General features: G+C 45.1%; 25 protein-coding genes. 14 read left to right on the top strand and 11 right to left on the bottom strand.

The window, feature by feature from the left end:
* The first annotated feature begins 17 nt into the window (after window positions 1-17).
* The 4 genes from VEA_RS00760 to VEA_RS00745 all read left to right on the top strand — a co-directional run bounded on the left by VEA_RS00760 (window position 18) and on the right by VEA_RS00745 (window position 7,050).
* Window positions 18-1,193: a DegT/DnrJ/EryC1/StrS family aminotransferase gene (locus tag VEA_RS00760; protein WP_006742483.1), complete on the top strand. Its 1,176-nt coding sequence runs from the start codon at window positions 18-20 to the stop codon at window positions 1,191-1,193.
* A 281-nt stretch (window positions 1,194-1,474) separates the two neighbouring features.
* Window positions 1,475-3,463 (top strand): polysaccharide biosynthesis protein, encoded by a 1,989-nt coding sequence (locus VEA_RS00755; RefSeq protein WP_006742482.1) that lies wholly within the window; start codon window positions 1,475-1,477, stop codon window positions 3,461-3,463.
* Between the two features lie 168 nt (window positions 3,464-3,631).
* Window positions 3,632-5,731, top strand: a complete 2,100-nt coding sequence (locus VEA_RS00750) for a YjbH domain-containing protein (protein ID WP_041852868.1) — start codon at window positions 3,632-3,634, stop codon at window positions 5,729-5,731.
* A gap of 152 nt (window positions 5,732-5,883) precedes the next feature.
* Window positions 5,884-7,050 carry a nucleotide sugar dehydrogenase gene (locus tag VEA_RS00745; protein ID WP_006742480.1) on the top strand — a complete coding sequence of 389 codons (1,167 nt, stop codon included), beginning with the start codon at window positions 5,884-5,886 and terminating at the stop codon, window positions 7,048-7,050.
* A 95-nt stretch (window positions 7,051-7,145) separates the two neighbouring features.
* Here the strand turns inward: VEA_RS00745 and tpiA are convergent, their stop codons facing one another.
* Window positions 7,146-7,916 (bottom strand): triose-phosphate isomerase, encoded by a 771-nt coding sequence (gene tpiA / locus VEA_RS00740; protein ID WP_005384863.1) that lies wholly within the window; start codon window positions 7,914-7,916, stop codon window positions 7,146-7,148.
* A gap of 269 nt (window positions 7,917-8,185) precedes the next feature.
* On the opposite strand from tpiA, the gene VEA_RS00735 reads away from it, so the two are divergent.
* The 3 genes from VEA_RS00735 to VEA_RS23010 all read left to right on the top strand — a co-directional run bounded on the left by VEA_RS00735 (window position 8,186) and on the right by VEA_RS23010 (window position 10,013).
* A complete protein-coding gene (locus tag VEA_RS00735) occupies window positions 8,186-8,533 on the top strand; it encodes a 5-carboxymethyl-2-hydroxymuconate Delta-isomerase (RefSeq protein ID WP_012841179.1) in 348 nt (115 codons plus the stop codon).
* A gap of 213 nt (window positions 8,534-8,746) precedes the next feature.
* The gene (locus tag VEA_RS00730) at window positions 8,747-9,169 is read left to right on the top strand and encodes a DUF805 domain-containing protein (protein WP_012841178.1); all 423 of its coding nucleotides are present in this window, start codon (window positions 8,747-8,749) and stop codon (window positions 9,167-9,169) included.
* Window positions 9,170-9,719: 550 nt separating this feature from the next.
* A complete protein-coding gene (locus tag VEA_RS23010; protein ID WP_081441198.1) occupies window positions 9,720-10,013 on the top strand; it encodes a GIY-YIG nuclease family protein in 294 nt (97 codons plus the stop codon).
* On the opposite strand, the gene VEA_RS00725 is transcribed toward VEA_RS23010, so the two are convergent.
* The 3 genes from VEA_RS00725 to glpX all read right to left on the bottom strand — a co-directional run bounded on the left by VEA_RS00725 (window position 10,007) and on the right by glpX (window position 12,699).
* Window positions 10,007-10,357 carry a DUF3135 domain-containing protein gene (locus VEA_RS00725; protein ID WP_012841176.1) on the bottom strand — a complete coding sequence of 117 codons (351 nt, stop codon included), beginning with the start codon at window positions 10,355-10,357 and terminating at the stop codon, window positions 10,007-10,009. The genes VEA_RS23010 and VEA_RS00725 overlap by 7 nt on opposite strands.
* 160 nt (window positions 10,358-10,517) lie before the next feature.
* Window positions 10,518-11,138, bottom strand: a complete 621-nt coding sequence (locus tag VEA_RS00720; protein WP_006742479.1) for a helix-turn-helix transcriptional regulator — start codon at window positions 11,136-11,138, stop codon at window positions 10,518-10,520.
* 553 nt (window positions 11,139-11,691) lie between these two features.
* Window positions 11,692-12,699 carry a class II fructose-bisphosphatase gene (gene glpX / locus VEA_RS00715; RefSeq protein WP_005383180.1) on the bottom strand — a complete coding sequence of 336 codons (1,008 nt, stop codon included), beginning with the start codon at window positions 12,697-12,699 and terminating at the stop codon, window positions 11,692-11,694.
* 348 nt (window positions 12,700-13,047) lie between these two features.
* On the opposite strand from glpX, the gene zapB reads away from it, so the two are divergent.
* Entirely contained in the window at window positions 13,048-13,290 is a 243-nt protein-coding gene (gene zapB / locus VEA_RS00710) for a cell division protein ZapB (RefSeq protein ID WP_005379536.1), read from the top strand.
* Between the two features lie 135 nt (window positions 13,291-13,425).
* Here zapB and rraA read toward each other — a convergent pair whose 3' ends face one another.
* The 7 genes from rraA to priA all read right to left on the bottom strand — a co-directional run bounded on the left by rraA (window position 13,426) and on the right by priA (window position 21,567).
* Window positions 13,426-13,935, bottom strand: coding sequence for a ribonuclease E activity regulator RraA (gene rraA, locus VEA_RS00705; protein WP_012841175.1), 510 nt, complete (start codon window positions 13,933-13,935; stop codon window positions 13,426-13,428).
* 76 nt (window positions 13,936-14,011) lie between these two features.
* Complete coding sequence (locus VEA_RS00700) at window positions 14,012-14,929, bottom strand: 1,4-dihydroxy-2-naphthoate polyprenyltransferase (RefSeq protein ID WP_006742476.1); 918 nt, start codon at window positions 14,927-14,929, stop codon at window positions 14,012-14,014.
* 308 nt (window positions 14,930-15,237) lie between these two features.
* Window positions 15,238-16,569 carry an HslU--HslV peptidase ATPase subunit gene (gene hslU, locus VEA_RS00695; RefSeq protein ID WP_006742475.1) on the bottom strand — a complete coding sequence of 444 codons (1,332 nt, stop codon included), beginning with the start codon at window positions 16,567-16,569 and terminating at the stop codon, window positions 15,238-15,240.
* 23 nt (window positions 16,570-16,592) lie between these two features.
* Complete coding sequence (gene hslV / locus VEA_RS00690) at window positions 16,593-17,144, bottom strand: ATP-dependent protease subunit HslV (RefSeq protein ID WP_005383176.1); 552 nt, start codon at window positions 17,142-17,144, stop codon at window positions 16,593-16,595.
* Between the two features lie 115 nt (window positions 17,145-17,259).
* Window positions 17,260-17,808 (bottom strand): cell division protein FtsN, encoded by a 549-nt coding sequence (gene ftsN, locus VEA_RS00685; RefSeq protein WP_017820300.1) that lies wholly within the window; start codon window positions 17,806-17,808, stop codon window positions 17,260-17,262.
* A 224-nt stretch (window positions 17,809-18,032) separates the two neighbouring features.
* The gene (gene cytR / locus VEA_RS00680; RefSeq protein ID WP_006742474.1) at window positions 18,033-19,040 is read right to left on the bottom strand and encodes a DNA-binding transcriptional regulator CytR; all 1,008 of its coding nucleotides are present in this window, start codon (window positions 19,038-19,040) and stop codon (window positions 18,033-18,035) included.
* Between the two features lie 325 nt (window positions 19,041-19,365).
* Window positions 19,366-21,567: a primosomal protein N' gene (gene priA, locus VEA_RS00675; protein WP_006742473.1), complete on the bottom strand. Its 2,202-nt coding sequence runs from the start codon at window positions 21,565-21,567 to the stop codon at window positions 19,366-19,368.
* Window positions 21,568-21,862: 295 nt separating this feature from the next.
* On the opposite strand from priA, the gene rpmE reads away from it, so the two are divergent.
* From rpmE to rplB, 6 genes are all read left to right on the top strand, one after another.
* Window positions 21,863-22,084, top strand: coding sequence for a 50S ribosomal protein L31 (gene rpmE / locus VEA_RS00670; protein WP_005379546.1), 222 nt, complete (start codon window positions 21,863-21,865; stop codon window positions 22,082-22,084).
* A 455-nt stretch (window positions 22,085-22,539) separates the two neighbouring features.
* Window positions 22,540-22,851 carry a 30S ribosomal protein S10 gene (rpsJ, locus tag VEA_RS00665; protein WP_004410492.1) on the top strand — a complete coding sequence of 104 codons (312 nt, stop codon included), beginning with the start codon at window positions 22,540-22,542 and terminating at the stop codon, window positions 22,849-22,851.
* Between the two features lie 14 nt (window positions 22,852-22,865).
* Window positions 22,866-23,495 (top strand): 50S ribosomal protein L3, encoded by a 630-nt coding sequence (rplC, locus tag VEA_RS00660; RefSeq protein ID WP_005379555.1) that lies wholly within the window; start codon window positions 22,866-22,868, stop codon window positions 23,493-23,495.
* Window positions 23,496-23,512: 17 nt separating this feature from the next.
* On the top strand, window positions 23,513-24,115 hold the full coding sequence (gene rplD / locus VEA_RS00655; protein WP_005379556.1) for a 50S ribosomal protein L4: 603 nt from the start codon (window positions 23,513-23,515) through the stop codon (window positions 24,113-24,115).
* A complete protein-coding gene (rplW, locus tag VEA_RS00650; protein WP_004398471.1) occupies window positions 24,112-24,414 on the top strand; it encodes a 50S ribosomal protein L23 in 303 nt (100 codons plus the stop codon). The genes rplD and rplW overlap by 4 nt, the downstream gene beginning before the upstream one ends.
* Before the next feature lie 15 nt (window positions 24,415-24,429).
* The gene (rplB, locus tag VEA_RS00645; protein WP_005383168.1) at window positions 24,430-25,254 is read left to right on the top strand and encodes a 50S ribosomal protein L2; all 825 of its coding nucleotides are present in this window, start codon (window positions 24,430-24,432) and stop codon (window positions 25,252-25,254) included.
* Window positions 25,255-25,260: the final 6 nt, after the last annotated feature.

Genomic DNA, 25,260 nt, shown 5'->3' with positions numbered 1-25,260 from the left:
CTTGTCAGGAAATAACAATGCTTAATACTCCATTTTCTCCATGGCCTTCTTTTACTCAAGAAGAGGCCGATGCAGTGCGTCGTGTACTACTGTCAAACAAAGTAAACTACTGGACGGGTAGTGAGTGCCGTGAGTTCGAAAAAGAATTCGCAGCTTGGGTTGGATGTGATCATGCTGTTGCACTAAGCAACGGTACCCTTGCACTCGATGTCGCGCTTAAAGCGTTAGCGATTGGTGAAGGGGACGAGGTCATTACGACGCCTAGAACGTTTCTTGCTTCTGCCTCTTCTATTGTTACGGCTGGCGCCAATCCTGTGTTCGCGGATGTGGATCTCAATAGCCAAGCCATCACGGCTGAGTCGATTGAAGCGGTGCTAACCCCTAAGACGAAAGCGGTCATTGTTGTTCATTTAGCTGGCATGCCTGCAGAAATGGATGCCATTATGGCACTTTCAGAAAAACATGGTTTTTCTGTTATTGAAGATTGTGCCCAAGCACATGGCGCAAAATACAAAGGGCGCAGTGTAGGCACAATTGGTCACATTGGTGCTTGGTCTTTCTGTCAAGATAAGATCATGACCACAGGCGGTGAAGGTGGCATGGTGACCACAAATGATAAAGATTTGTGGTCAAAAATGTGGTCTTACAAAGATCATGGTAAAAACTATGACGCGATTTATAACCGTCAACATCCACCGGGCTTTCGCTGGTTGCACGACAGCTTTGGAACCAACTGGCGTATGACTGAGCTACAAGCCGTGGTTGGTCGTATTCAATTGACTCGCATGTCAGAATGGACGGCAAAACGTCAAGCCAATGCGGCACAAATCGATGAGGCGGTTGCAGATCTCAATATCGTTCGCCGTGTTCACGTGCCTGAGCATTCGCAGCACGCAGAATACAAACACTACCTATTTGTTGAGCCTAAACATTTGGCAGAGGGCTGGACGAGAGATCGCATTGTGGAAACCATTGTAGAACGTGGCGTTCCGGCTTATCAGGGGAGCTGTTCTGAGGTGTATTTAGAAAAAGCATTTGATAATACGCCATGGCGACCAGAAAAACGCCTACCAAATGCGGTGCAGTTAGGTGAGACTAGTTTGATGTTTTTGGTCCATCCGACATTAACACCAGAAGAAGTGGCTAAAACCAGCTGCGTGATCCGTGAAGTGTTGTTAGAGGCGCAGAAGTAAACCTGTTCAGTCTGAGTGGGATGCATAGATAACAATGCCTTAACGCATCGTTATCTATAATTTTTTCCTACCAATGCGTCCCACCACTTGATGAAAAATGTAAAACGTCTGTTACACATATTGCTTAAAAGATGCGATGCAGCGAGATAATATGCAAATAATGGTTCTATACATAATCATCAGGTTGTATAATCTTTGCTCAGGCTATCTCATAACATTAACTAGCATTACCACCAAACTCTTAAAAAATAAACTTGGGGTAATGAGGCTTACATACTGTCATGATTGAAAATAATTCCAAACTTAACGTCATTTGGTCTTTACCGAGATATCAAAAGCGCCTTATTAGTATCGGAGTGGATTTCTTTATTATCTCTGCTGCTTTTATGTTTGCTTATTGGTCTCGCATCGGTGAGTTCCGTCCACTTCCAGATACAAGCAGTCACTACGTATTGCTTGCCACCATTATGTGTACTCTTGCAGTCTTTGTCGCGTTTGGCCTCTACCGAGCGGTATTACGCTATTTAGGCTTTCATGTGCTGGCAGTCGTCGGGTTAGGTACTATTCTATCTGCGCTTTGTGTGGCCAGTTTTGCTTTCGCATTCGATGCTCAATTACCACGCTCGATTCCTTTTATTTATGCCGCTTTTCTAGCAATAGGTGTAGGGACTAGCCGTCTGTTAGTAAGAAGTTTGGTTGCTCAATCGGTACATAAGGCCGGAGATCCAGTCCTCATTTATGGTGCAGGTAGTGCTGGTCGTGAGCTTGCGTTTGCGCTGCGACAATCAGAAACCTACCGAGTTATCGGCTTTGTGGATGAAGATAAAACCCTGCAAAACACAATGTTAATGGGTTATCGAGTCTATACCGCAGATAATGCGATAAAGGCGATCAGAAAGCATGAAGTGAAAAAAATCTTACTTGCCATTCCTAGCGCTTCGAATAAACGCCGTAAGGAGGTTTTGGATCGAATCTCTAAACTTCCGGTTGAAATCCAAACCGTTCCTGATATGAAAGATATCCTTACGGGTAAGGCGAAAATTGATGAACTGAAAGAGGTTCCGATTGGTGATTTGTTAGGTCGTGATCCTGTTCAGCCGCAACAAGTTTTGATGGAAGCAAACATCAAGAACCAAGTGGTCATGGTGACGGGAGCTGGTGGCTCAATTGGTTCTGAGTTATGTCGTCAGATTTTGAACTACTCACCAAAATCATTGATCTTATTTGAGCTGTCTGAGTTTGCCTTGTATCAGGTTCACAGTGAGCTAAGCCAAATCATCAAGGCTAAGAAGCTAAACATTGTAGTCGTGCCTCTAGTTGGCTCTGTGCAGCGACAAAATCGTTTAGAAACCACCATGAAGGCGTTTGAAGTGGACACAGTTTACCATGCTGCAGCGTACAAACATGTTCCGCTGGTGGAGTATAATGTTGTTGAGGGTGTGCGAAACAACGTATTTGGCACTTACTACACCGCACAAGCAGCGATTGATGCTGGTGTGAAGAATTTCGTTCTCATTTCTACTGATAAAGCCGTTAGACCAACGAACGTCATGGGGGCGACTAAACGCATGGCTGAGTTGGGGTTACAAGCGTTGGCGGAGCAACAAAATCGAATTCGTGAGAGCAACCCAAACCTTGGCACGCGCTTTTGTATGGTGCGCTTTGGTAATGTACTGGGTTCGTCAGGCTCGGTAATTCCTGTATTCAAAAGACAAATTGAAAAGCGAGAGCCTATTACGGTTACCCATAAAGACATTACTCGATACTTTATGACGATCCCGGAAGCTGCTCAGTTGGTCATTCAAGCTGGAGCAATGGGTAAAGGTGGCGATGTATTTGTTCTCGATATGGGGGAGCCAGTTAAGATTGTCGATCTAGCGAAGAATTTGGTTTACCTGTCAGGCCTTGAAGTTAAAGATGAAAACAATCCTCATGGCGATATAGAAATTCTCTTCACTGGTTTGAGGCCTGGAGAGAAGTTATATGAAGAGCTGTTGATTGGGGATGATAATGTTTCCGAAACTGCACATGCTCGAATTATGACAGCCCAAGAAAGTTACTTGCCATTGAAAGAGTATGAGACCTTGATCGACAAGCTCGATGTTGCTTGCCACAACTTCCAACACGAAGTGATTCGTCGTTTACTGCTCGAGGCCCCTACAGGTTTTAACCCAGTAGATGGCATTGAAGACCTTGTATGGAAGCAAAATACTCGCACTGCGGAGTTATATACTTTTGAACCAAAGCAAAGTAATGCAAGTGAAACTTGATGCTTTTATTTGATTGGTAAATAATAGAAAAATTAATAAGATATGCTTTCGTGATGCTCGCTGTGGAGATTTACCTATGACGAGCCCAGTATCGGCATATTGCAATCTCAAAAAGGCACTTCTGAGTGCCTTTTTCTGTATTCAATACATTAACAGTGGCTAAAACTGATGGCACAGAAAACGATAAAAACAGGGATAGCAGCATTATCGCTGCCGCTACTGGTAAGTACCTCCCTTACCGCTCACGAGTTGGAAACGTTACCTTCCAACCAAAGCTTTACAGGTTTAACTTTTACGCCTAATGCGCAGTCGTTAAACTATGGTGACTTTTCATTTACGTATGCGCAAGGCTTGCCATTTCGAACGGCAGTTCAAGATTTGGATTCTCTTAAGTTTTCGTTTGGCATGCTTGAGGGGTTAGAGGCCCACGGAAGAATTGTCACTGATGATTACACCTCAAACTGTTTTTACGATTGTGGAGACATTCGTGATTTATCGATGTCTTTCAAATATCAGGTTCCTAACTTTTGGGGGGCGGAGAATCTAGACTTTGCTTTGGGTATTCAGGACTTGGGAGGGGCTGGTAACCAGTTCAGTACTAAATATGCGGTCGCGGACTACTCTTTCGACTTTGCTCCAGTTCGAGTGTCGGCAGGCTACGGGCTTTCTGATATCGAATTGGGTGTAATGGATGGCCCATTCGGTGGTATTGAGTATCAACCATTGAGCTTTTTACAGGTCAGTGGGGAATACGATGCTGTGGAGTTCAACTCATCGGTGAAACTTTTTACCCCACAAGGCACACTGCCTTATGATGTGACAGCTTCGCTAAGTTATCAGCTATATTCAGGCCACAATACAGATGAGCAAAATATCTGGAACGCAGCACTTTCAGTACCGTTAGTCACCGGGTACACGCGTTCTCGCGATTACTCTCGCAATAATGTCACGTTGATGGAAAGGTTGTCTTTGGAGCAGAAGAAAGCCAAAGAGGCTTCTATCTCTACTTTGGTGAGCACGCTTCGTAATGAAGGCTTCGTGAATATTCAAATTGGTCTGTTGAACCAAACGACGGTAGTTGCGCTAGAAAACCGTCGTTATAACCATAACCAGGTTGACGGTTTAGGTGTTGCGATGGGGATCATCTCTAGCCACCTAGGTCAAAATGCCGTATCAGAAGTGGGCGGTGAGTCGGAGCGCATTGAGCTAATTATGCTCGCAAACCAAAAGCCTGTTGTTAGTGTGCAAGCGAATTCGTCTTGTTATCAAAGTTTTATCAATGGTTCTGCTGCGTGCGAGGATATTAAGTTCACGACACGAGATTTAGCCGAGAAACTTGAGCTGGTTAATTGGAAAACAGAGCGCGTAAATAGCGGTGTACTAGACTCTCAACTTGTTTTTTCACCTATGGTTCGCCATGCCGTTGCGACAGAGTTTGGGGTCTATGACTACTCTTTTGCCATGTCGAGCAACTTATATACGTATCTTTGGCCTGGTGCCGCTGTCGATGTTCGCCATATTCTGCCGTTAGCAGAAAGTGACGATTATGAAAAATGGGGATACTTTGAGGATAGCGCGTACGAGAATGATATCGAGCGCGCAATGTTGCATCAATTCTTCCGTTTGCCTTATGTCGATATCGCGAACCAAGTATCCGTCGGTTTGGCGAAAACAGATTATATTGGCGCGAGAAGTGAATCAACATGGTTTTCTCAGTCCGGTGCGCATGCCTTTAGCTTAGAAATGAGTTATTTCCAGCACGTTGATGAGAAAGATGAAAATGGATACGAGACTCTCGATCGTCAAACTTCGCTAGCTCGTTATACTTTCTCAATGCCTGAATGGGATTGGCAGTTTAACGCGACAGCGGGTGAGTTTTGGCGGGGTGATGTCGGTGCCAAGCTAACAACCTCTCATTGGTTTGAGGATATTGAGGTTTCCGCTACTTATCAGGTTACTAAGTACAAAGATACTGATGAAGAGCAGTTTGTGGCTGTTTCAGTCAAGCTACCATTAACACCTTGGCGCGATATGTCTCCTGGTTTGTTGCAGGTTCGAGGCAACGAGGCCTATGACTTTAATGTGATGACACGAGTAGGCAATGATGTGAATTACTTAAGTGATGGACAAGGTGATGAGCTTATCATGGACAACAGCATGCTACGTCGTTACTTCAACCGTGGCCGCTATGGTAGTGATTACTTTGAAGAGAATAAGATTCGCTTACGTAATGCCTACCTGCGTTACCTATCAACTCAGTTAGACTAAACCCATAGAGTAATACGATGTGCAAAAAGCGGCCAATGAGCCGCTTTTTTATTTTCTAATGTATGAAGCTTAGGTTGCACAATATTGTTTCACTATCCAAAAATTAAAACTATTGATATTCTGATATAAGAACTAAAGATTAGGGTATTGGAATGAAAATAGCGGTTGCCGGTACGGGGTATGTCGGGCTCTCTAATGCGATGTTGTTAGCCCAAAACCACCAAGTTGTTGCACTTGATATTATAGAAAAAAAAGTTGAGCTTCTTAACAACAAATGCTCACCTATTGTAGATAAAGAAATTGAAGATTTTCTTTCTAATAGAAAACTAGACTTTACTGCTACCACGGATAAAGCGTTTGCCTACAAAGGGGCCGATTTTGTTGTTATAGCTACACCAACGGATTATGACCCACAAACCAACTACTTTAATACTGCTTCCGTCGAAGCGGTGATAAAGGATGTAATGGCGATTAACCCAAGTGCTGTAATGGTGATTAAATCTACAGTACCAGTGGGTTACACTGCGCGTATTAAGCAAGAGCTAGGTTGTGAAAACATTATTTTCTCACCAGAATTCCTGCGTGAAGGAAAGGCACTTTTCGATAACTTGCATCCTTCTCGTATAATTGTCGGGGAGCGTAGTGCGCGTGCTGAGACATTCGCCAACCTTCTCGTTGAAGGAGCGATAAAAGAAGATATCCCAGTCCTGTTTACTGACTCTACAGAAGCAGAAGCGGTTAAGTTATTCTCAAATACTTACCTTGCGATGCGCGTAGCTTATTTCAATGAGCTAGACTCTTACGCTGAGGCACATAATCTTGATTCTCGCCAAATTATAGAAGGTGTTGGCTTGGACCCGCGTATTGGTAACCACTACAACAACCCTTCGTTTGGATATGGCGGTTATTGTCTGCCAAAAGATACCAAGCAACTTCGTGCAAACTATCAAGATGTCCCAAACAGTATTATTGGGGCCATAGTGGAAGCCAATCGAACTCGTAAAGACTTTATTGCTGAGTCTATTCTCAAACGAGAACCTAAAGTGGTAGGGATCTACCGTTTGATAATGAAAGCCGGCTCAGATAATTTCCGAGCTTCGTCTATTCAAGGTATTATGAAGCGTATCAAGGCAAAGGGTATTGAAGTGGTGGTGTATGAGCCAGTACTTCAGGAGGATGAATTCTTTAACTCACGTGTAATCAACGATCTGAATGAGTTTAAACAAAGTGCAGATGTGATTGTTTCTAACCGTATGGTTGAAGAACTTGCTGATGTGGCTGATAAAGTTTATACGCGAGACCTATTTGGTAGTGATTAGACTTTAGTTACGATGATCGTGTGTAATATAACACGCAAACAAAAAGGGATGCATGATGCATCCCTTTGTTATTTCGACTCTGAGTAAAAACGAGATTAAGCTTTTGCTTTTGCCGCTGCTTTAGCGATTGCCGCGAAGCTTTTCGCGTCTAGAGAAGCGCCGCCAACTAGAGCACCGTCGATGTCTGGTTGTGAGAAGTAAGCTTCAGCGTTTTCTGGCTTAACAGAACCGCCGTATTGGATGATTACTTGTGCTGCAACTGCTTCGTCTTTCGCTGCGATTAGTGCACGGATAGAAGCGTGGATGCGTTGTGCATCTTCAGCTGTTGCTGCTTTACCAGTACCGATAGCCCAGATTGGTTCGTAAGCGATGATTGCGCCGTTTAGAGCTTCAACACCGTAAGTGTCGATAACTGCGTTGATTTGACGTGCACATACAGCTTCAGTTTCGCCAGCTTCGTTTTGCGCTTCAGATTCACCGATACAGAAAACAGGTGTTAGGCCGTTTTCTTTTAGGAAGTTGAATTTCTTAGCGATAAACTCGTCAGATTCGTTGTGGTATTCACGACGCTCTGAGTGACCGATGATGATGTGAGTAGCACCGAAATCTTTCAGCATTTCTGGAGACATATCGCCAGTGAACGCACCGCTGTTGTTTAGGTCAGTGTTTTGAGCACCTAGGATGATCTTGTTACCGCCTTCAGCGATTACGCGCTCTGCTAGGTCGATGTAAAGTGCTGGTGGAGCGACTGCTACGTCAACACCTTCAACGCCTTCAAGCTCAGCGTTAAGACCAGTTAGCAGCTCAGTTACCATTGCTTTGCTGCCGTTTAGTTTCCAGTTACCCATCACTACAGGACGACGCATAGGAATATCTCCCTTATCTTTAATGTAAATAGTCAATTAATGTAAAAAATCTACGTAGGAATATAACAGAATAATGTGAACAGATCATGATTGGCGTCATGTCTTGTCCGGCTTTCTTTACTGATTTGACCAAGCATCGATCCTGTTATTTTTGTCAAAAGCAATCGATTGGTGATCACGTAGACAGAATGATAGTTCATTCCTCGGAAATTGCTGCTGAGATTGGTATTACTACGCGCTGGAATTAATAGTTGTAGAAAGGAATCAAAATGCCAAATCTCGTTTTAGAGTATTCAAACTCGGTGGAAGAACGTGTCAATGTTCAGGGGTTGCTGGAGGATTTACATAAAACGGCGTTAGAGAGTGGCCTTTTTGAACTCGCGTCAGTGAAATCTAGAACGATCCGGTGCCATAATTGGTTAATTGGGGAAGAGGGCGATAGCCTCGACTTTATCCATATCAACTTTGATTTGCTATCTGGCCGTTCCCAAGAGCAGAAGAGAGAACTGTCACGAGCCTTGATGGCGACACTTCAAACGCAAGCCAGTCACGTGCACAGCTTAACGGTCAATATCCGAGACATGGACGTAGAAAGTTTCCAGAAGGTAGTGAATTAGGTTGAACAGAGTTTCTTGAGAATAGCGAGTAGGGTTAAGCATCGCGAGATGCAAGGGAACTGAAAGCTAATAGGCTTTATCGAGTGTTTATCGTTGCTTGAGCTTAGTCTCTGCTTGTTAGAACGGCGTTGTTGGCGCTTACACTACAGGTGTACTTTCCAAACCATATCGACTCGGCTAATCTATAACCTTTCTATTTTGGGGTAAAATTTGATGTCGACTAAAGAGTTACTGTTTTCTTTTCAAGGACGTATAAACCGTAAAACCTACTGGATTTGGAACGTCATTTACTATGTCTCTATTCTAGGTTTTGGTGCTGGAATCAGTAAGCTATTTCCTACTTTCTCCTATTTACTTCTCCCTATTTTCTTGGTGATTTTGTTAATCCCTGATTTGGCGATCACCACCAAGCGTTGGCATGACCGCAACAAATCAATCTATTGGCTAGCACTGAATATTCCGTTGATTATCGGGCGAATCGCCACGCCAATGACCAGCCCTGTCGCACAAGAGCCGTCGACACCGCAAATGTTCGTCGCATCCATTTCTCTGATTTGTGGTTTATGGATTCTAATTGAATGTGGCTTCTTAAAAGGAACATCAGGACCAAACCAATATGGCCCTGAGCCGGAGTAATCGCTTTAAGTAACGTGCTCGCTGAAAGTAGATTCTTAGTCTCGCTAAGGCTCGCTAGAATGACGATCCCCTTTGGTTTAGAGGCTGTTAAAGTCATCGTCATTCTGAACAACGAGGTACGAGCGTGATTCAGAATCTATCGTCCGCTTGAGCAGTGGCTAAGGTGAGAGGGAAAGAATAGGAGTTTGCTGTTACGAGATTCTTAGTCTCGCTAAGACTCGCTAGAATGACGATCCCCTTTGGTTTAGAGGCTGTTAAAGCCACCGTCATTCTGAACAGCGAGGAACGAGGTGATTCAGAATCTATCATCCGGTTGAGCCGTGGCTGAGGTGAGTGCGAAAGAATAGGAGCTTGCTGTTACCAGATTTTTAGCCTCGTTTGAGCTCGCTAGAATGACGACCTTCTCTTATTTAGTAGCAAGTTAAATTAACCGTCATTCTGAACAGCGAGGGACGAGCGTGATTCAGAATCTACGCACAGAGCGCTCCGAGTTTGAACTGAGCGAGTGAATTACAATGGAAAAGTAACAGCGAATAATGAAGGAGAATGAATCACCGATAGGACACATTGCGTTTATATCCTAACGTCAAACAACAACGCCGTTCTTTACATTGGTGTTACCAGTCAGCTGCCTCAAAGAATATGGCAGCATAAAAACGGAGTAGTTGAGGGATTTACCAAGAAATACAACGTTCATAAGCTCGTTTACTTTGAGTTATTCGAAGATATGGCAACTGCCATAAACCGAGAAAAGCAGCTCAAGCAGTCGAAGCGTGAGTGGAAGTTAGCCTTGGTAAGAGAAACGAACCCTAACTTTCTCGATCTATCTACTGAGTATCAGTAAAACTCATCCCTATCTTTAAACGCATTTAAGCTAACCACATCCGCTTTTTGAGTCGGTGTCGTTTCCCCTTGTAGCGCCGCTCTGAACTTCACGACCTGTTTTTGTAATTCGTTCATCAGTACCACATTGGTGTGATGAGGGTTTTTACACGTGCTGATGACCCTATCGATGTGGCTTTGCTGAGCCCACAGTCTTTCTTGCATGTTTTCTGATGCGCTTTCGATCATCTCTTTCGCCATTTCATGACGAAATTGCTCAAAAGCTTCTGGATCTCGCTCTGCCATTCGAACCATTTCATCGAATGGCGGAAGCGTTTGGGATGGGATATGACGTAGAGTAGACATCGATGCTCTCCAAATCCTTATGGAAATTGCTTTTAGTTACTAAAAGCCTATACCACTAGAAAGAGGAGAGAGAATGAATTCTTCAGCCGTCTCACTTATAAGAGAAGCTTTCAAGCTTGAGATTAAATAAGTGCGGCATGTCGATGTTTGTTTGTGGTGGTTACTGCAGTTGTTGGATGCGGTACACGCAGCGTCTTTGACCGCTGATGATATGCTCGGTGCGCTCTACTTTGGTGTCACGTCCAAGTAAAGACTGAAAGACACTTAATTCTGATTGGCACAAGCTTGGGCAGCGAGTTGCGGCTTTACAAATCGGGCAGTGATTTTCGATCAAGATAAATCCGTTCTCATCTTGCTCAAGCTCGGCCATATAGCCTTCTTGCTCTCTTAGTGTCACAAGAGTTTCTAGTTTGCTTTGCAGAGAGTTGCATTGCTCAAGGTGCTGACTATAACTTTGTAACGTGAGTTTTTCTCTTTCCGATGTGACTTTGTCCAGTCCATCTTTGCCAAAAATGTGTTCGACAGCCTCTATAAACTGAATGGTCAACTCACCGTGACGGTCAGCAAATTGCTCATGACCTTTTTGAGTGAGAGACCAATGGCGAGCGGGGCGACCCACTTTGACTTTGACGTCATGAATAGACAGGATGCCATCATCTTCTAAACTCTGAAGGTGCTGACGTGCCCCCATAGTCGTCATACCCAGCTCAGAAGAGAGTTGTTTTGCAGTGACGGAACCATCACGCTTAACGATTTGCAATATCCTATCTACAGTCTTCATATACCCACCATTTATACGTCAGTACATATTATGCGCGATAGGGTTAGTAAAGAAAAGTGTTGACTTAGTTTGAGTGGGGAGCTGTTGGGTCTATGTTCATGCGAACCAATATATATCGCCACTCTGAACAGCGAGAAACGAGTGTGCTTCAGAATCTATCGTTCGGTTGTGCAATGGTTATGGTGAGAGGGAGAGAATAGGAGTTTGCTGTTATTAGATTCTTAGTCTCGCTGGAGCTCGCTAGAATGACGAGTTCTTTTGATTTAGAGCTTGCAATGGTAGCCGTCATTCTGAACAACGAGGGAGGAGCGTGATTCAGCATCTATCGTCCGGCAGTGTAGGGATTAAGGTGAGTGGGAAATAATAGGAGTTTGCTGTTACTGGATTTTTTAGTCTCGCTGGAGCTCGCTAGAATGACGAGCTCTTTTGATTTTGAGCTTGCTATGGTGCCCATCATTCTGAACAGCGAGGGACGAGCGTGATTCAGAATCTATTGCTTGGTTGTGCGGAAAGAAAGGCTCCAACTCAGATTGGCTAGAGCCTCGAGAAATGCTTAAAGAATAATATCACGCACTTCTGGATCTTTACGATCTAGGTAGTGAGTCGACTTAATGCGACGAATAGTACGGCATCGACCACGCACGAGCAGCGTTTCTGTGGTTGCGATATTGCCTTGGCGAGAGATGCCTTCTAGTAAGTCACCTTTAGTGATGCCTGTTGCTGAGAATACCACGTTGTCGCTGCGTGCCATGTCTTCCATTTTGAGGACAACATTCGCTTTTACACCCATTTCATCACAGCGTTTTAGTTCGTCTGCGCCGTAAATGCGGTTTTCTTCAGTATCGCCTTTTACTTCATGACGAGGGAGCAGGCGACCGTGCATGTCACCATCTAGCGCTCGAATCACCGCGGCTGAGACGACCCCTTCTGGCGCGCCGCCAATACAGTACATCATGTCCACTTCACTGTCTGGCATACAAGTCAGAATAGAGGCAGCCACGTCACCATCAGGCACCGCAAAGACACGTACGCCCATTGCTTGCATTTCTGCAATAACGTCATCGTGGCGAGGTTTTGCAAGGGTAATAACGACTAGGGTATCAAGTGGTTTGTTCAGGGCTTTTGCTACGTTCTCTAGGTTCTCTTTTAACGGCTTTTCTAAATCAATTACGCCTTTTGCACCAGGGCCAACAACCAGTTTTTCCATGTACATATCTGGCGCTTTAAGAAAGCTGCCTTTCTCACCTGCGGCAAGTACGGCTAGTGCGTTTGATTGCCCCATTGCCGTCATGCGCGTCCCTTCAATCGGGTCGACAGCGATATCCACTTCATCACCACCAATACCCACTTGCTCACCAATGTATAGCATTGGCGCATCATCGATTTCACCCTCACCAATGACAATTTCACCACTGATATCTGTTTTGTTCAGTAGGGTGCGCATAACTTCAACAGCTGCGCCATCGGCTGCATTTTTATCGCCACGGCCAAGCCATTTGTAACCAGCCAAAGCTGCACCTTCAGTCACACGGGAAAATGCCATTGCTAAATCGCGTTTCATGATGTCTCCAAGTAAGCAAGAGGGAAGAAGAATTTGCGCGGCGATTCTATCACAACGTAGGGTAAACGTTTGCCTTTTTGCGGAGCTTTTACTTTATCTAACTTGAATTTGATCAATACTTAGGGCGATTTTCAGCGTGGCGGGAGGCAAAATCCTTGCTCAAAAATGCTTCGGCGATAAGAAAAGTCAGCGTTTAGTGAGATTGCGCTGATTTTTTGACCGAATGATGCGAAATATCGAATATAGTGAGTGTTTCTCATCGCGACGCTGAGTAGAATGAACCTTATATAGGTTAGGTGTGCATCAATCTTGCACATCGTCCCAACGGAATAACATAGGTAGGCCAAGATGTCTTTTGAAGTACTAGAACAACTAGAATCTAAAATTCAAACTGCAGTTGACACAATCACTCTTCTTCAGATGGAAGTCGAAGAGCTGAAAGAAGATAAAGCTAAACTTGCGGAAGAAGCGAACGAGCTTCGCTCTCAACGAGAAGAGCTAGAGCAAAAAGCACAACAAGCACAGCAAGAGCATGCGCAATGGCAAGAGCGCATTCGTGCACTACTTGGCAAAATGGACGAAGTGGAATAATCCGGCTTCTTCATTCCAAATTAAAAACACCCGCGTTAAGCGGGTGTTTGTGTTTTGGGGAAGTAGGAAATCTTTGGACAAGCTCTATGCCTGATAGCCAAGAGAAGGTCCTATAACTTAGGTACCTAAGACTCGTTATTCTTCTTCTTCATCCAACTCTAAATCAATATTCAATGGCTCAGGCGACAGGATGATCCCAGTGCTATCAGCATAAATATAATCTTCAGGTAAGAAGCTGACGCCGCCAAAGTTGACTGGTACATCCAATTCGCCAATACCCTGACTGGTCGCTCCAACAGGAATAGAAGCGAGGGCTTGAATGCCTAAATTCATATCTTCAAGTTCATCTACTTCACGAACACAGCCGTAAACGACAATGCCTTCCCACTCGCTTTCTTCCGCAATAGTTGCGATTTCTGCATCGATAAGGGCTTTACGTAGGGAACCGCCACCGTCAATTAACAAAACACGACCAAGTCCATCTTGCTCTAATGTCTCGCGGATCAACGAATTATCTTCAAAACACTTGATGGTGGTGATTTGCCCGGCAAATGAAGCGCGACCGCCAAAATTACTGAACATTGGTTCAACCACATCTACCTGATCGAGGTAGATATCACAGAGTGCTGAGGTATTGTATTCCATAGCGTACCTTTCTAAACAGAAATTGGTTGTCTTTGAGTATATCTAGGCATTAAGTCAATGCAATGACAATCCTTTTTTAACTTACTAGAGTTTGAGCTACCACAATTGTTGCAAACAAAACGTTGGTGACTAAAGAACATTTCACGATGACTGGCATCATTGGTGCTATCTGAGCGGGCTTTTGTGTATGCCAAACCGCTTTACCATGATCGGCCACGAAATAAATACTAAGTAAAAATGGCAAGCTAATCCAAACGGGTTTGTCTTGAATTAACAAGTAAGCCGCAAAGGCAAGAATAGCACCGCCAAGTAAAACAAAGTGGTACTGCTTGGCTTTGCGTTGACCCAAACGCACTGCGACCGTGCGTTTACCACACTCTCGGTCGTTCTCGATATCACGCATATTGTTGATGTTGAGTACTGCAACGGCGAGCAAACCGCAGCCTAGAGCAGGTAAGAATAGCGTGGTATCTACGTGACCAGTATGCAAGAAATAGGTACCGGATACGCCGAGTAGACCAAAAAACAAGAAAACTGAAATATCGCCAAGCCCCACGTAACCGTATGGTTTGCTACCCATGGTATAAGCAATGGCTGCGAGAATGGCCAAAATTCCCAGCCCGATAAAAGTGACAATGCTTTCTAGTGAGCTTAGTGAATAGAAAACTAACACTAAGCCAGAAATGGCGGTCAGAACGATGTTAAAGATAATCGCCTGTTTCATTTGTTTCGCACTTACCACGCCAGACTGCATCGCTCGTAATGGGCCAAGGCGTTTGTCGTTATCTGTACCTTGAACGGCATCGCCATAGTCGTTCGCAAGGTTGGATAGAATTTGCAGCAACGTCGCGGTTACGAAAGCCATGATGGCAATTGTCGGTGAAAAATGACCCGCCGAGTAGGCGAGTACACTACCCGTTAAGATAGAGACTAATGCCAGAGGTAGTGTTTTTGGGCGAGCGGCTTCAAGCCAGATCTGTAAAGATTGTTTCATGGAAATTTCGTGCTAGTAACCAATGTGCCCAGTATAAGCACAAAGAGGCAGATACGCTATTGACCTAAAACAACTCAACTAGAAGTCAAAGGGTGAAGTAGAAGGAAAGCAGTTTCGATATTTGAGGCGATAAAATAGCCCTCTTTTTGGAAAGTGAAGGGTACGGAGAACGCTGCTATTAGATTCTTAGTCTCGTTTGAGCTCGCTAGAATGACTAGGTTTTTTGATTTAGATGTTGTCAAAGTCACCGCCATTCTAAACAAAAAGCCCAGAAACAAGGTTCTGGGCTTTGGTGGGATAGATTGCGGTTAAAGAATAAAGCGGCTTAGATCTTCATCTTCAATCGTGTCGCCTAGGCGCTCTTTCACATAAGCGGCATCGATAACAAATTTCGCGCCAGATTGCTCCGCCGCGTCGTAAGAGATTTCATCCATTAAGCGTTCCATAACGGTGTGTAAGCGACGAGCACCGATGTTTTCTGTGCTTTCGTTGACCGTCCATGCCGCTTCCGCGATTTGCGTGATGCCATCTTCTGTGAACTCGATGTCCACATCTTCCGTTTTCATCAACGCAACGTACTGCTCTGTTAGAGAGGCTTTTGGCTCTGTCAGAATGCGTTTGAAGTCGTTGCTGCTTAGTGCTTCTAGCTCAACACGAATTGGTAGACGACCTTGTAATTCTGGGATCAAATCAGATGGTTTTGCTACTTGGAATGCACCAGATGCAACAAACAGAATGTGGTCTGTTTTTACCATGCCGTGCTTGGTTGATACCGTGCTGCCTTCAATCAGTGGAAGTAGGTCGCGCTGAACACCTTCGCGTGAAACGTCTGGGCCTGAGCTCTCACCGCGTTTACAGATCTTGTCAATCTCATCGATAAATACGATGCCGTTGTTTTCAACGTTGAAAATCGCTGCTTCTTTTAGCTCTTCTTGGTTAACCAATTTCGCTGCTTCTTCTTCCGCTAGCGCTTTCATCGCGTCTTTGATTTTCAGCTTACGCTTTTTCTTAGTATCGCCAGCCAGGTTTTGGAACATGCCTTGCAGCTGGTTGGTCATCTCTTCCATACCTGGGGGCGCCATGATCTCTACGCCCATTTGTGGTGCGGCTACGTCGATTTCAATTTCTTTATCGTCTAGTTGGCCTTCACGCAGTTTCTTACGGAAGATCTGGCGAGTGTGAGAAGACTCTTCCGTTTGCTCTGCTTGACCCCAGCTATCACGTGCTGGTGGCAGTAGCGCATCAAGAATGCGTTCTTCCGCTTGCTCTTCAGCGCGGAATTTTACTTTTTCCATCGCTTGTTGATGCGTCATTTTTACCGCGACATCAGTCAGGTCACGGATGATGGTTTCAACTTCTTTACCAACGTAACCCACTTCTGTGAATTTTGTCGCTTCAACTTTGATGAAAGGGGCATTTGCCAGTTTTGCGAGGCGGCGTGCGATTTCAGTCTTACCAACACCAGTAGGACCAATCATCAAAATGTTTTTTGGCGTCACTTCGGCGCGCAAGCTTTCTTCAAGCTGCATACGGCGCCAGCGGTTACGAAGTGCAATCGCAACCGAACGCTTGGCTTTTTCTTGACCGATAATGTGGCGGTTCAATTCATGAACGATTTCGCGAGGCGTCATTTCAGACATATTCTTTCCTTACTTCGTTACGATTACGCGGTTGGTTTTTCAGGCTCTACCGTTGAGTCTAGCTCTTCTACTGTGTGGTGGTGGTTGGTGAAGACACAAATATCACCCGCGATGTTGAGGGCTTTTTCCGCGATCTCACGAGCATCTAGATCTGTGTTTTCTAGTAGGGCGGTTGCTGCAGCTTGTGCGTAAGCACCACCAGAGCCAATCGCAATCAGGTCGTGTTCTGGCTGTACGACATCACCATTACCGGTAATGATTAACGATGCGGTTTCGTCGGCAACGGCAAGCAAGGCTTCGAGCTTGCGCAGAGCACGATCGCTACGCCAGTCTTTGGCTAGCTCAACCGCAGCCTTAGTTAGGTGGCCTTGGTGCATTTGCAGCTTGCTTTCGAAGCGCTCAAAAAGGGTGAAGGCATCCGCAGTGCCGCCAGCAAAGCCCGCTAGTACTTGGTTGTTATATAAGCGGCGAACTTTGCGCGCATTACCTTTCATTACGGTATTGCCTAGAGATACTTGGCCATCACCCGCGATGACGACTTTATTATTTCGACGTACAGATACAATGGTAGTCACAGTCGACCTCTTGATTATTTCTCTTTGGATTTAATTCAGTATATGGGGGAGGGGAAATAGGGATTCAAGGGGGCAAAAAGAAAGGCCCTAGGATCTTAGCTCCTAGGGCCTGAGTTTAAAGATTTTCTTTCCAAATCGCACATGGCTCGATTTTCGCGCGTTGCAACTTGTGACGGTCACGTTCTGCATCACGTTTGAACTTATACGGACCTAGCACCACGCGATACCATGAACTGCCTTCTTTCTTACGAATCTTGCTCGACATCCCTTGGAACGCGATTGCAAGCTTGCGCTCTTCCGCTTGTGCCTGGGTTTTGTACGCGCCACACTGCATGATGTAAGGAATTTTAGAAACTTCAATTTCTTTGGCCACAACTTCAACTTCACGTTTCGGTAGTGACTCAACATATTCCCACTTTTCTTCTGGTGGTGGCGGCAAGTCTTTTTTCGGCTTTGGTTTGCTTACAGTGGTTGTTGGCTGCTTCACGACAGGTTGTTTGGGTTCTGGGTCGCTACTCAAAAGGTAAAGACCATAGCCAAAACCACCCACGAGCAAGATAGCGAGCAGGCCACTACGCCAAGGTTTTTTTCTTCTCGGCGGCTGTTTTTTTGTCGACTTTTTTGGGGCGCCTCGCCCCCGTCTTACATAATCTCTATTTGCCACGGTTATTTCTGGTCATCAAGGATTCTTGCAAATATGTTAATCCAGAACGAGTTGAGAAAACACCCTATTGATAGAATCTTGATAGCTAAAGCGCGACAACGCCCGAGTGTAGGAGTGTGTTTCCGTTCTTGCTTATATTTATTCGGGGATACACAAAAAGCAGGAGGGGCAAATAAAAAGCGGCGCCTTAGCACCGCTTTGGGTATGAATACCTAATTTTTAGGTTAAGGGCGCTGTGGTGGCGCTGCACTTCCGCGAATGATGAGGTTAGTTTCAAGTAGGCGCGAGCCTGAATGCACGTCGTGTCCTTTTAACATCTCAAGCATCATTAGCATCGCTTGTCGACCAATCTCATAGCGAGGCTGAGAGATAGTGGTCAACGGTGGATCGCAGTACTGAGCGAAGTTAATGTCATCAAAGCCCACAACAGAGAGATCTTGCGGTACTCGTAAGCCAAGCTTTTTCGCTTCTTGAATTGCGCCGATGGCCATTGTGTCACAGTGGCAGAAAATAGCCGTTGGTGGCTCTGGCAATTCGAGCAGTTTACGAACGGCTTTTGCTCCGCCATCAAAAGAGAACTCAGTAATGACACTATATTGTGGATCTTTATTGATGCCGGCACGGCGCAGGGCTTGTTGGTAGCCTTGCTGGCGGAACTGACACAATATTGCTGTATCTGGTCCAGAGATTTGAGCAATGCGTTTATGACCTAATTGGGTTAGGTAATTCACCGCTTCAAATGCTGAGGTCAGGTTATCAATATGTACTGTCGGAAGCTCGAGTTCAGGCGCAAATTCACACGCCATTACCATCGGAGGTAAGTTCTTTTGCTCTGGCTTACTGACATCGAACGGTAGATCTGTGCCAAGCAGTAGCATTCCATCTGCCTGCTTAGTAAATACGAGGTTAACGAAAGAACTTTCGCGTTTCTTCTGTTGTCCGCTATCGCCCAGCAGGACTAGATAGCCATGTTCCATGGCAGCATCTTCAATACCGCGAATAATTTCAGAAAAATAAGGATCACAGATGTCGGGAACGATAGTGACAATGGTTTTTGATTCGTTTCTACGTAAGTTACGCGCTAATGAGTTTGGAGAATAACCCGCTTCAAGTACGGCATCTTCTACTCTTTTTCTCGTTGAAGAAGAGACCTTCTCTGGGTTCATTAATGCTCGAGATACCGTAGCCGTAGACACTCCCGCAAGCTGGGCAACATCCTTCATTGTCGCCATAGTTTTTAACCTCTCGTTTATTTTTTTGCCAAGATGACGTTATTCCTGTTTGAAATCATAATAATCACGCTGAGTTAGAGCATCGTTTGCTCTTCGCTCAGTTCGTGTTAACAAGTGGAAAAATGGATTCTTCACTGCGACATCAATTTGTGGGAATAGTCATTGTTTTAATCTAAGCCTGTGCGAACAAGTCACTTTAGACTTTTCTAATTTGGATAGTCTATTCATTTCTAAAGTGAAAGTTACGGTCTGTTTAACAAAAATTGCAATCCCGTCGTGATGCTCGTCACATTAAATGGTAATTCATTACATAGTTAAACGTTTGCTAGCTGAGATCTTGTGGCTCTATGTCTAAATTCCAGCGAACTTTCTTGGCATTTGGCAACAACTCAATAGCAGGTTTGGCACTGGTTAATAACTTTTGCATCAATGAACGATGCTGGGTTTGAAGTAACAGCTGCCAGCGGTATTTGCCTGCACGTTTGGCGAGAGGTGATGGTGTTGGACCCAGCACCATGCAAGTGTCGTCAAATAAAGGATGCGATTCTAAGGTAAAGCGAACCTGACGTAAGAAGTCTTCAACCACTTCACTTTGGTTTGCTTCTGCTTTAAACAGAGTCAAGAAACTATAAGGCGGAAGCTGGGCGAGCTTACGCTCTTCCAGAGCTGTCATGGCAAAGTGACGATAGTCTTTTTGAAGTAGGGCTTGCAGCAAGCTGTGCTCAGGATGGTGAGTTTGCAGGATCACTTCGCCAGGTTTACTTGCTCGGCCAGCACGACCTGCGACCTGAATAAACAGCTGAGCTAATCGCTCCGAAGCGCGGAAGTCACTACTATATAGAGAGCCATCAACATCCAAAAGAGCAACGAGCGTTACATTTGGAAAGTGGTGCCCCTTAGCCAGCATTTGAGTGCCTATCAGTATTTGGTATTCACCTTTACGAATCGACTCAAGGGCATCTTCCAAGCTACCTTTGCGACGTGTGCTGTCTCTGTCGATGCGAATGGCTTTGTATTCTGGAAACAACTGAGCCAATTGTTGTTCGAGCTGTTCCGTTCCTACGCCGACGGTAACCAGTTGAGTTGAACCACACCCCTGACACTGATGAATGACAGGTTGTTGTGAACCACAGTGATGGCAGCGTATTTCGTTGCTGTAATGGTGGAACGTATAGTACGCATCACAGCGTTTACATTCCGCAATCCAACCGCATTCATGGCACATCAAAGCGGGCGAGAAACCTCGGCGGTTAAGAAACAACATAACCTGATTGCCCACTTTTAAGTGTTTGCGCATTTCGGCAATCAGCTGGGCGGATAAGCCACTTTCTAAATACTGACCTTTTACATCTAACACTTTATTGGTGGTTGGCACGGCAGAGCCAGCTCGTTGGGTGAGTGTTAAATGGTGATATTTACCAGACAGTGCATTATGTAGGGTTTCTAACGCTGGCGTCGCTGAGCCAAGGACAATCGGCACTTGTTCTTTATGGGCACGCATGACTGCAACATCACGAGCGTGGTAACGCAAGCTGTCTTGTTGCTTATACGAGGAGTCATGCTCTTCATCAACGATAATAATCCCCAAGTCAGCAAAAGGTGTCAGTAGGGCTGAGCGCGTACCAATGATGATCCCCGCGGCTTTATCGCGAGCCGATAACCAGGCGTTCAAACGCTCTGTTTCATTCAAACCGGAATGAATCACATCTACCGGGACATTAAATCGATGTTTAAAGCGGTTGATGGTTTGGGGCGTTAGACCGATCTCAGGTACTAAAACTAGTGCCTGTTTCCCTTGCTCTAGAACTGGCTTGATAAGGTTTAAGTAAACTTCGGTTTTACCGGATCCCGTGACCCCTTCTAATAAATAGCAAGCAAAGCCCGTTTGGCTATTTACGCTGGCAATCGCGAGTGCTTGTTCGTGGTTAAGCTTTGGTTTCTCTACCGCACACTCTACATTTTGACTCCATTTCGTAATAACCGGCTTTTTCTCGATGCGCTCGACCCAACCTTTTTCTTCGAGGTTTTTTAAGATGGTTGAGTTTACTTCTTGATCCAAGAGCTCTTGATGCGAGGTTGGGCCGTTGACCATCATTTGGAGTGCACGCTGTTGTTTTATTGCACGTCCAAGCCCCTGCATGAGCTTATTTCTTCCTGCTTCTGTCAGTTGCCATTCTTGTAGCGTTGCAAAGTCGGCCGGTTTGCCTTTCCTCAGCGCGGCAGGCATTGCATTGTGTAGAGTGTCACCTAGAGGGTACTGATAGAACTGGCTGCACCAATTTAGCAGAGAATAAAGCGTCTCTGGCCATATCGGTTGGGAGTCTAATACCGCTTTGATTGGCTTAAGTTGATCTTTAGGAAAGTCGGAGTCGTTCACCATTGCGGTGACGATGCCGACTAAGGTTTGGCGTCCAAAAGGTACGGAAACGCGTCCACCAATGATCGGAAACAGGTGCCCCGGAATGGCGTAATCAAATTGTTTGTCGAGCGGAACGGGTAATGCCACTCTAGCAATGGTTGGACGCATAAATTCTTAGCTATTAAAAAGAGGGAAAGGAAATGAGAGTCTATTAAAATCGGTATGGAAATTCGAGTAAAGCTATGTGATTCAGCGTGAATCGTGCCTCTATGATTAGTCTGGCTAAAAAAGTGGCGAAAAAGTTGCCAAATATGTTGATCCGAGCAATGTGATTCTTTACTATATCGCGCCTTGAGATATGGCTTCGGCAATTAGTTGATGCGGTATCCCATTTTATTATTAATTGCGTGTGGTGTGCGGCTTAGATTCGTATAGCGACACGGCCTACTATTGAGGTTATCCCATGAAAGCTGGTATCCACCCAGAATACAAAGCAGTAAAAGCGACTTGTTCTTGCGGCAACTCTTTTGAGTTCAACTCTACTCTAGGTAAAGAGTCTATCCACCTAGACGTATGTGACAAGTGTCACCCATTCTACACTGGTAAGCAACGTATCGTTGATACAGGCGGCCGTGTTGATCGCTTCAACAAGCGTTTCGGTGCACTATCAAGCGGTAAGAAATAATAGCAGCCGCTATTACGATTACAGTTTAGAAAAGGACGCTGAAGCGTCCTTTTTGTTTAATGGCTACCAAGCGAAGAGGGATGTATAGGGTTTGGAATATTCCCGATTATTTTTCACTCAGCGCTTGCAACCTAAAGTGTGATCTGTATAATGCAGCGCACTGGTTAAGCCAGTTGTGAACCAATGAGCAGTGAGGAGCGAGCAAATCTAAGGATTTGTGAGGTAATGTATACTCAGCTTATGTTCGCGGTTAATACAATTAGCTATCTTTTCTTCGGAAAAACTATCCTCAAAGGTGACTTTGGCATATAGGGATAGTTAATCGAAAATTAACTGACAATGCGTCCTAATCTTGGATGCTACGGTTTCACATAAATCAATCGGCATTCTCTCGTCTTGACGAGTTTGAGTGGCGATATTGTTTGTGTAATTTATTAAATTTGGAGCTCTGTCTCATGCAGAACCAACGTATCCGTATCCGCCTAAAAGCTTTCGATTACAAACTAATCGATGCTTCTACAGCGGAAATCGTTGAAACAGCTAAGCGCACTGGCGCACAGGTTCGTGGTCCAATCCCACTGCCAACTCGTAAAGAGCGTTTCACAGTTCTTATCTCTCCACACGTTAACAAGAAAGCACGTGACCAGTACGAAATCCGTACTCACAAGCGTCTAATCGACATCGTTGAGCCAACAGACAAGACTGTTGATGCTCTAATGCGTCTAGACCTTGCTGCGGGCGTTGACGTTCAAATTAGCCTAGGTTAAGGGAGATTAGAAGTATGATTGGTCTAATCGGTCGTAAAGTGGGCATGACCCGCGTATTTACTGAAGAAGGCGTTTCTATCCCAGTAACTGTTGTTGAGGTTGAAGCTAACCGTGTTTCTCAAGTGAAAACTCTTGAAACTGACGGCTACGCAGCAATCCAGGTTACAGCTGGTTCTAAGAAAGCTAACCGCGTAAACAAAGCTGAAGCAGGTCACTTTGCTAAAGCTGGCGTTGAAGCTGGTCGCGGTCTTTGGGAATTCCGTTTAGAAAACGGCGAAGAGTTCGAAGTTGGTTCAGAACTAACTGTTGAACTATTCAACGAAACTAAGAAAGTAGACGTTACTGGTACATCTAAGGGTAAAGGTTTCCAAGGCGCTGTTAAGCGTTGGAACTTCCGTACTCAAGATATGACTCACGGTAACTCATTGTCTCACCGTGCTCCTGGTTCTATCGGTCAATGTCAGACTCCAGGTCGCGTATTTAAAGGCAAGAAAATGGCAGGTCACATGGGTGCTGAGCGTGTAACGACTCAAAACCTAGAGATCGTACGTGTTGACGCTGAGCGCAACCTGCTTCTTATTAAAGGTGCAGTCCCAGGCGCAACTGGCGGCAACGTGATCGTTAAACCAGCTGTTAAAGCATAACGTCTCAGGAGTAAGTAATGGAACTAATGGTTAAAGGTGCCGATGCACTAACTGTTTCCGAAACTACTTTCGGACGTGAGTTTAACGAAGCTCTTGTACACCAAGTAGTTGTTGCGTACGCAGCAGGTGCTCGTCAAGGTACTCGTGCTCAAAAAACACGTTCAGAAGTTTCTGGCGGTGGCGCTAAGCCATGGCGTCAAAAAGGTACTGGCCGTGCGCGTGCTGGTACAATCCGTAGCCCAATCTGGCGTACAGGTGGTGTTACTTTTGCTGCGAAACCACAAGATCACAGCCAAAAAGTAAACAAAAAAATGTACCGTGGTGCTATGAAGAGCATTCTTTCTGAGCTTGTTCGTCAAGAGCGTCTAATCGTTGTTGATAACTTCTCAGTTGAAGCACCAAAGACTAAAGAGCTAGTTGCTAAGCTTAAAGAGCTTGAGCTAACTGACGCTCTAATCGTGACTAGCGAAGTAGATGAGAATCTATTCCTAGCTGCTCGTAACCTATACAAAGTTGACGCACGTGATGTTGCTGGTATCGATCCAGTATCTCTAATCGCGTTTGACAAAGTTGTAATGACTGCAGAAGCAGTTAAGCAAGTAGAGGAAATGCTAGCATGATCACTGAAGAGCGTATCCTAAAAGTTCTACGTGCACCGCACATCTCTGAAAAAGCAACTATGGCAGCTGAGAAAGCGAACACTATCGTTTTCAAAGTAGCGAAAGATGCGACTAAAAAAGAGATCAAAGCAGCTGTAGAAAAGCTATTTGAAGTTGAAGTTAAGTCTGTAAATACTCTTATCACTAAGGGTAAGACCAAACGTCAAGGTCTACGCCAAGGTCGCCGCAGCGACGTTAAGAAAGCGTACGTTACTTTGAAAGAAGGTCAAGATCTTGACTTCGTTGGCGGCGCGGAATAACAGGAGTAGTTAAAAATGGCTATTGTTAAATGTAAGCCGACTTCCCCTGGTCGTCGTCACGTTGTTAAAGTTGTTAACGCTGACCTACACAAGGGCAAGCCATACGCACCTCTTCTAGAGAAAAACTCTAAGAACGGTGGTCGTAACAACAAGGGTCGTATCACAGTACGTCACATCGGCGGTGGTCACAAGCACCACTACCGTGTAGTTGACTTCAAACGTACTAAAGATGGTATTCCAGCGACAGTTGAGCGTCTTGAATACGATCCAAACCGTAGCGCAAACATTGCTCTAGTTCTTTACAAAGACGGTGAGCGTCGCTACATCCTAGCACCTAAAGGTGTTGTAGCTGGTGATGTTATTCAGTCTGGTGTTGATGCACCAATCAAAGCTGGTAACACTCTACCAATGCGTAATATCCCAGTAGGTTCAACAGTACATAACGTTGAACTTAAGCCTGGTAAAGGTGGTCAGCTAGCTCGTTCGGCTGGTGCTTACGCTCAAATCGTTGCTCGCGACGGTGCGTACGTAACTATCCGTCTACGTTCTGGCGAGATGCGCAAAGTTCTTTCTGAAGGCCGTGCAACAATCGGTGAAGTTGGTAACTCTGAGCACATGCTACGTGAACTTGGTAAAGCAGGTGCATCACGTCATCGCGGTATCCGTCCAACGGTTCGTGGTGTTGTAATGAACCCGATTGACCACCCACACGGTGGTGGTGAAGGCCGTACTTCTGGTGGTCGTCACCCAGTATCTCCTTGGGGTATGCCTACTAAAGGCTTCAAGACTCGTAAGAACAAACGCACTGACAAGTACATCGTACGTCGTCGTAACAAGTAATCTATA

This window comes from Vibrio antiquarius, from assembly GCF_000024825.1.
Classification (GTDB): domain Bacteria; phylum Pseudomonadota; class Gammaproteobacteria; order Enterobacterales; family Vibrionaceae; genus Vibrio; species Vibrio diabolicus.
The sequence above is the reverse complement of the archived record's forward strand: the minus strand, read 5'-3'. Positions and strand labels throughout refer to the sequence as shown.